The 6,491-nt window shown below is 68.8% G+C and carries 4 protein-coding genes; all 4 read left to right on the top strand.

Going from position 1 to position 6,491, the window contains the following annotated elements; all coding sequences use genetic code 11:
• Positions 1 to 455 (top strand): isochorismatase family protein (locus B4F19_RS13010; protein WP_292735558.1); only part of this gene is annotated, 455 nt, incomplete at its 5' end.
• A gap of 226 nt (positions 456 to 681) precedes the next feature.
• Positions 682 to 1,458 carry a hypothetical protein gene (locus B4F19_RS13005; protein WP_292735556.1) on the top strand — a complete coding sequence of 259 codons (777 nt, stop codon included), beginning with the start codon at positions 682 to 684 and terminating at the stop codon, positions 1,456 to 1,458.
• Position 1,459: 1 nt separating this feature from the next.
• Complete coding sequence (locus B4F19_RS13000) at positions 1,460 to 3,049, top strand: DNA polymerase Y family protein (RefSeq protein ID WP_228176877.1); 1,590 nt, start codon at positions 1,460 to 1,462, stop codon at positions 3,047 to 3,049.
• Positions 3,049 to 6,491: error-prone DNA polymerase (locus B4F19_RS12995; RefSeq protein WP_292735554.1), on the top strand; the 3,443-nt coding region annotated here is incomplete at its 3' end. The genes B4F19_RS13000 and B4F19_RS12995, both read left to right, overlap by 1 nt.

Here is a 6,491-nt window from a genome sequence, read left to right as displayed (position 1 = left end):
TGATCGAGGCGTTCGCGGGGGAGCCGGTGGTGGTCGTGCGACACGACTCGCGGCATCCGGAATCTCCGCTGCATCCGTCCAACCCGGGCAACGCGTTGGTTGATGCCGTGGCTAACGCGGATGCCGCGGTGCTGGTGACCAAGAACGTGAACTCGGCGTTCTACGGCGACCCCGACCTGCATGCGTGGCTGCAGGAGCGGGGGATCGGTGAACTGGTGCTGTGCGGCATCCAGACCAACATGTGCGTCGAGACCACCGCCCGGATGGCGGGAAACCTCGGCTACGACGTGACCGTCGTGCTGGATGCGACCCGCACGTTCGATCTCGAGGAAGAGATCCCGGGGCTCGGTGTCGTGCGCCGGTCGGCGGCTGAGCTCATGGCCGGTACGGCGCTCGTGCTGCAGGGCGGCGGCTTCGCGCGCATCGCCACAACCGCCGAGATCGTTCCGGCCTGAGGTCCGCAACCCTCAACTCCAGCTCGAGGGTTAGAACAAAGTATCTATTCTTGCTGGTTCAGTCGGTGGGCTCCGGTTCTGTGGGGTCCCTCGGACCGGATTCTCTGACAGAAGAGATGAGCTCCGACGATAGCTGCGGTTTCGATGTCGGATGGCTCTCGTATCGTGCTCTCATCGCATTGACGCATTAGAACATGCGTTCTAACCTGTGGGAGTGAGGGCGATCATGGGAGCACAGCGCACCGAAGCCATCGCTGACGTCCGCGACCGGCTGGCTGAGGTGCATCGCCTGCGCGCCCAGGTCGAGCAGGTGCAGGGGCGATCCTTGGATGCTCCGGCCTTGCCGGCGTATCCCGCGCTCTCACGGTTGCTTCCTGGGGGAGGATTGCGACCCGGGTCGGTGTACACGCTTGCGCCGGGGGCGGCATCCGTCTCGCTCCTGCTTGCCCTGCTTGCCCCGCCCTCGCAGGCTGGGTCCTGGTGCGGGGTCGTGGGGATGCCGCACCTGGGAGCCGAGGCCGCCGAGCGACTCGGGGTTGATCTGTCGCGGCTTGTGGTGATTCCCGATCCGGGGTCGCGGTGGCTCGCGGTGGCGGCGACAGTCGCCGAGGTTCTTCCTGTCGTGGCAGTGCGCCCGCCGGGGCGGGTGTCGGATGCCGACTCCGCTCGGTTCGCGGCACGCCTGCGTGATCGCGATGGTGTGCTGCTCGTGCAGGGGCCGTGGCCGCAAGCTGAGGCGTCGCTGTCGGTGAGCGATCCGGGCTGGAGTGGGCTCGGTCGCGGGCACGGATATCTGGATGCGCGGGAAGTCACCGTCACGGTGACAAGTCGCCGACTGTCGACCCCGCGGCGCGGACCCGTTCTGCTCCCGGCGCCCGGGGGAGTCGTCGACGCTGGCCGAGAGATTTCTCCCGCAGTTCGAAGCGTGAGTGAGCGTGAAGCTCTGTTCGTCAGGGAAGCCCTATCAGTTCGGGAAGCCCTATCTGTTCGGGAAGCAGGGTGACATGCCTGCCGACTCATCCCTGCGAGCGCCGACGCGAAGCCTCGTGGTCTGGATGCCGGATTGGCCGGTCATCGCCCTGACCCGAGACGGGCCGCATCCGCTCGATCCTGCCGACCCGATCGCCGTGGTCGAGAAGAACCTCGTGATCGCATGCTCGGCGGCGGCACGGCGTGACGGGGTACGCCGAGGGCTTCGGCGGCGCGATGCGCAGGCCCGGTGCCCGGCCATCGCCATCGTCGCCGCTGACCCGGTACGCGATCATCGCGCCTTCTCGCCGGTCGTCGCTCAGCTCGAAGAGCGGGCACCGGGGGTGCAGGTCATCCGCCCCGGGCTGTGCGCGATCCGTGCCCGTGGCCCCGCCCGCTACTACGGTGGTGAGTCCGCCGCGGCGCGGGTGCTGCTTGAACGGATGCGGGAACTCAGCCTCGTCGATGTTCGCATCGGGGTTGCCGACGGTCCCTTCACCGCCGAGCAAGCTGCGCGCAGTGCGACCACGGCGGCCGAGCCCATCCGCGTCGTGCCGGAGGGAGCGGCATCCGCGTTTCTCGCCCCGCTGTCGGTCGCCGCGCTCGGCGACCCCGACCCGGGATCCGGCATCGTCGACCTGCTCGCCCGCCTCGGCATCCAGACCCTCGGGGCCTTTGCTGCCATGCCCGAAGAGCGTGTGCGTGAGCGGCTGGGTGAGCGAGGAGTCAGACTCCGGGCACTCGCCGCCGGCAGTGATTCCCGGCAGATCGAGCCGCGTGTGCCGCCGCCGGAGCTTGCGCGCGAGATCGCCTTCGAGCCGCCGCTCGAGCTTGCCGAACAGGTCGCGTTCGGGGTGCGCCAGACCGCGGATGCCTTCGTCGCCGGTCTCGGGGCGATCGACCTGGTCTGCACCGAGGTGCGCATCGAGCTGGTTGGCGACCGTAGGGAACGCAGCGAGCGGGTGTGGCTGCATCCGGGATCATTCGATGCCGCAGCGATCGTCGACCGGGTGCGTTGGCAGCTCGCCGAAGATGCGGCCAACCTCGTTACGGGTGTCGGACTCGTGCGGATCTCGCCCGAGGCGGTTGATGCGGCATCCCACCACGCCCCGGCGATTTTCGGCTCTGGTCCCGAAGAACGGGTCCACCACGCACTCTCGCGAGTGCAGGCGATGCTCGGTCACCGTGGGGTCGTCACTCCCGCGATCGGTGGTGGGCGCTGGCTCGCCGAGCGACAGGTGTGGGTGCCGTGGGGTGACCGGCTGCCCCGCGACCACCGCACGCTCGCCGCCGAACGCGCTCGCCCCTGGCCCGGGAGCCTCCCCGATCCGCTCCCGGCCACCGTGTTCGCCGCCCCGGTCGCGGTCGAGGTTGTGTCGGCATCCGGGGTCACCGTCTCGGTCGATGACCGTGGGCAGCTCACCGGTACACCGACGCTCATGATCGAAACCGGCAGGCGTCGGGCAGTGGCTGCCTGGGCAGGGCCATGGCCGGTGATCGAACGCGCGTGGGATGCGAAACGGGCGCGGCGGGCGCACCGTTTCCAGGTCGTGGATGCCGACCAGACTGCCTGGCTGCTGGTGTGCGAGCAGGGTGCGTGGCATGCCGAGGGACGGTACGACTGATGGGATTCAACAACCCGTCGGTGTCGTGGTCGGAGATGGAACGGCTGCTCAGCGACCGACGCCGCCCGAAGCCTTCCCCCGGCGACGGCGGTGACAGCCCGGCCTGGTCGCACAAGCGCGGACCCTATGTTGCACCGCCGATCGAGCGACCTGCCGAAACCGTGCCGTACGCCGAGTTGCACGCGCACTCCTCGTTCTCGTTCCTCGACGGGGCATCCTCACCCGAGGATCTCGCCGAGGAGGCCGAGCGGCTCGGGCTCCACGCGCTCGCAATCACCGATCACGACGGTTTCTACGGCATCGTCCGCTTCGCCGAAGCCGCCGAGCAGCTGAGTCTGCAGACCGTGTTCGGAGCCGAGCTCTCCCTTGAGCTGCCGAAGCCGCAGAACGGGGAACCCGACCCGGTGGGCGCCCACCTGCTCGTGCTCGCCCGGGGCGAGGAGGGGTATCACCGGCTCGCCTCCGCCCTCACCCGCGCCCAGCTGCAGGGGGCCGAGAAGGGGCGCCCGCACTATGACCTCGAGCAGCTCGCGGCCTTCGCCCGCGGCGAGGAACGCCTCGACGGACTCACCGGCGCTCGCGGCCGGTCGGAATGGGCGGTGCTCACCGGATGCCGCAAGGGCGCTGTCCGTCGCGCGTTGGCCGATGGTGGGCCGGATGCCGCAGCCGCTGCCCTCGACGAGCTCGTCGCGCTGTTCGGCCCGGGCGCCGTGCACGTCGAACTCATCGACCACGGCAATCCGTCGGACACGCGAGACAACGACAGCCTCGCCGCGCTCGCCGCCGACCGCGGCTTGCCGCTGCTCGCGACCAACAACGTGCACTATGCGGCCCCGGAGCGCGCGCAACTTGCCGCGGCGGTGGCGGCGGTCCGGGCGAACCGGGGGCTCGACGAGCTCGACGGCTGGCTCCCCGCCCACGCCGGGGCGCACCTGCGCTCGGGTGCCGAGATGGCTGAGAGGTTTGCCCGGTACCCCGGTGCGGTGGCGAACACCGTGACCCTTGCCGACGAACTCGCCTTTCCGTTGCGCCGGGCCAAGCCCGCCCTACCGAAGCTGCCTGTTCCGGAGGGCCACACACCGATGACGTGGCTGCGCCACCTCGTCTGGGAGGCGGTGCCCCGCAAGTATCCCGATCTAGCCCCGAAAGACCGCGACCGCATCGAACGGGAACTCGGCGTCATAGAGATGAAGGACTTCCCCGGCTACTTCCTCATCGTGCACGGCATCGTGCAAGAGGCCCGGCGGCGCGGCATCCTGTGCCAGGGACGGGGATCGGCGGCCAACAGCGCCATCTGCTACCTGCTCGACATCACCGCCGTCGACGCGATCGCCTACGACCTGCCCTTCGAGCGGTTCCTGTCGAGCCTGCGCGACGAGGAGCCCGACATCGACGTCGATTTCGACTCCGACCGGCGCGAAGAGATCATCCAGTGGGTCTACGCGACCTATGGACGGGACCGCGCCGCGCAGGTCGCGAACGTCATCCAGTACCGGCCCAAGAATGCCGTGCGAGACATGGCCAAGGCCCTCGGCTTCTCGCCGGGTCAGCAGGATGCCTGGTCCAAGCAGGTCGAAAGATGGGGGAGCTCCCTGGAGAGCAGCCCCGAACACGACATCCCCGCCCAGGTCATCGCGTACGCCGGCGAGCTGCTGAAGGCGCCGCGGCATCTCGGCATCCATTCGGGTGGCATGGTGCTCACCGAGCGGCCGGTCGGGGAGGTAGTACCGATCGAGCACGCGCGCATGGAGAACCGCACCGTCATCCAGTGGGACAAGGACGACGCAGCCTGGATGGGTCTCGTGAAATTCGATCTGCTGGGCCTCGGGATGCTGGCGGCGCTGCAGTACTGCTTCGACATGATCCGCGAGGCGACGGGGGAGGAATGGGAGCTCTCAACGCTCCCGAAAGAGGAAGCGGCGGTCTACGACATGCTGTGCCGGGCCGATTCGATCGGGGTGTTCCAGGTGGAGTCGCGCGCGCAGATGGGGCTGCTCCCGCGCCTGCAGCCGCGGCGGTTCTACGACCTCGTGATCGAGATCGCTCTCATTCGCCCCGGTCCGATTCAGGGTGGCGCGGTGCATCCGTTCGTGCGACGCAAGCTCGGGGACGAGAAGGTCACCTACCCGCATCCGAAGCTCAAGCCGGTGCTCGAGCGCACCCTCGGGGTTCCGGTGTTCCAGGAGCAGCTCATGCAGATGGCTGTCGCGATCGGCGACTGCACCGCTGAGGATGCCGATCTGCTGCGCCGGGCGATGGGCTCCAAACGCGGGCTCGAGCGGATCGAGTCGCTGCGCGAGAAGCTCTACGAAGGCATGGCGCGCAACGGTCTCGTGGGCGAGGATGCCGATGCGATCTACGCGAAGATCCAGGCATTCGCGAACTTCGGGTTCGCCGAATCCCACTCGCTCTCGTTCGGGCTGCTCGTCTATGCGAGTTCGTGGATCAAGCTGCACTATCCCGCCGCGTTTTTGGCCGGGCTCCTGCGTGCCCAGCCGATGGGCTTCTACTCGCCGGCGACCCTCGTCTCGGATGCCCGCCGCCACGGCGTGGAAGTGCGTCGCCCCGATCTGCACGCCTCCGGTGTGTGGGCCGGGGTTGAGCCGTTGATGCCAGATCCGGCATCCGTCCCTCCGCTCATCCGGGAGGGGCAGGACGCTCGGGAGGATGCTGCGGGGAATATTGAACCTCCCGAACGATCACAACCTCCCGAAACGCCATGCCCTCTCGTACGGATGCCGACGCCCACGGGCATGGATGCCTGCACGCACCGCACCCAGCCGCCGGTGGGTCCGTTCGATCGTGATGCGCCGGATGAGTCGGCAGCCCACCGCCGCGATGGGAACTTCGCGGTGCGGTTGGGGCTCGCGGGCGTCAAGGGCGTTGGGCAGCCGACCGCCGTGCGCATCGTCGCCGAGCGGGATGCGCACGGGCCGTTCCGCGATCTGCGTGATCTCGTGCGCCGAACGGGGGTGACCGAGGTGCAGCTCGAGGCACTGTCGACCGCTGGCGCGTTCGAGTCACTGGGCATCTCGCGCCGCGAGGGGGTGTGGCTCGCAGGGGCCGCAGCTCAGGATCGCGCCGAGTACCTGCCCGACTCGCTGGTGTCGGTGCAGCCGCCCCTCTTCACCGATCCGACGAGTTACGACATTCTCGCCGCCGACTTGTGGGCGACCGGCATCTCGACCGACGACCACCCGCTCACCCACTATCGCGCGCCTCTCGACGCACGCGGAGTGCTCACTTCCCGGGAGATCCGCAGCCACGAAACCGGGCGCCGCATCGAGGTCGCGGGACTCGTCACCCACCGGCAGCGGCCGGCGACGGCATCCGGAATCACCTTCCTGAACCTCGAGGACGAGCACGGTGTCGTCAACGTCATCTGCTCGGTCGGGGTCTGGAACCGCTATCGGCGGGTTGCGCGGGATGCTCCGGCGCTCAT

Origin of the sequence: Microbacterium sp. UBA1097, assembly GCF_002313585.1 — a bacterium.
Taxonomy (GTDB): domain Bacteria; phylum Actinomycetota; class Actinomycetes; order Actinomycetales; family Microbacteriaceae; genus Microbacterium.
This window is presented reverse-complemented; position numbering and strand designations above follow the sequence as displayed.

Excerpts from the sequence above, each read along its gene's own strand:
- B4F19_RS13000 (WP_228176877.1), top strand. The coding sequence starts at position 1,460 with ATGCCTGCCGACTCATCCCTGCGAGCGCCGACGCGAAGCCTCGTGGTC.
- B4F19_RS13005 (WP_292735556.1), top strand. The coding sequence starts at position 682 with ATGGGAGCACAGCGCACCGAAGCCATCGCTGACGTCCGCGACCGGCTG.